The organism is Clostridium sp. DSM 8431 (genome assembly GCF_900116755.1).
GTDB lineage: Bacteria > Bacillota > Clostridia > Clostridiales > Clostridiaceae > Clostridium.
Genome location: NZ_FPBY01000324.1, coordinates 1 through 1,127 on the forward strand (window position 1 = coordinate 1; position 1,127 = coordinate 1,127).

Sequence of the window (1,127 nt, forward strand, 5' to 3'; positions counted from 1 at the left end):
CGCGATAACGAAGGGAAGGACTGAACATTAGAGGTTTACAACTTTGATAAATCTAAGAATTATGAAGAAAGCAGAAATTCCGATAAGGAATCTTGCTGTGGAGGTAGAAATGGAAGTTCAAGATAAACAGAAGATGCAGATTAAAACTGTAGATTTATTAAATAGGGAAAGCGTAAACAATGAATTATTTGATACTAGCAGATTACTCGAAGATGTACTCGAAAGAGACAATATGCTTGAAGCAATGTATAGAGTAATTAGAAATAAAGGTAGCCATGGAATTGATGGCATGAAGACCGATGAACTTCGTGAGCATGTCAAAAGGACATGGACAACAGTTAAATCTAAACTGCTAGAAGGAAAATATAATCCATCTCCAGTAAGGAGAGTTGAAATTCCAAAACCAGATGGTGGAATAAGATTATTAGGAATACCAACAGTACAGGATAGAATGATTCAACAGGCAATTGCACAAGTACTAAATGAAATATACGAGCCTACTTTCTCTGAAAGTAGTTTCGGATTTAGACCTAACAGAGGTGCAAAGAATGCTATAAAATAATCTGAAACATATATAAATCAAGGATATAGGTGGGTTGTAGACATGGACTTAGAAAAGTTCTTTGATAAAGTTAACCACGATATTTTAATGGGAAAACTTGAAAAAAGAGTGAAAGATAGAAGACTACTAAACCTTATAAGGAAGTATCTAGAAAGTGGAGTTTTAATAAATGGAATTAAAGTATCAAATGAAGAAGGAACACCACAAGGTGGACCGCTTAGTCCATTACTAGCAAACATAATGCTAGATGATATTGATAAAGAACTTGAGAAAAGAGGTCATAGATTCTGTAGATATGCTGATGATTGTAATATATATGTAAAGAGTAAAAGAGCAGGCCTTAGAGTAATGAATTCTATAACAAGGATTATCGAAGATGAACTAAAATTAAAAGTTAACAGAGATAAAAGTGCAGTTGATATTGTAAGTAAAAGAAAGTTCTTAGGATTCTCATTCTACTTCGCTAAAGGCGGAGCCAAAATACGAATACATGAGAAATCAATTAAAAGATTTAAAGAAAAAGTGGTGTTAGTATAAAAGAGTGGACATAATAAATCGAACTAAG

The 1,127-nt window shown here is 32.9% G+C and carries 1 pseudogene; it reads left to right on the forward strand.

What is annotated here, in order from left to right:
* Positions 1–61 precede the first annotated feature (61 nt).
* Positions 62–1,087: pseudogene (ltrA, locus tag BM384_RS17155) on the forward strand (group II intron reverse transcriptase/maturase); the annotation flags it as partial.
* Positions 1,088–1,127 lie beyond the last annotated feature (40 nt).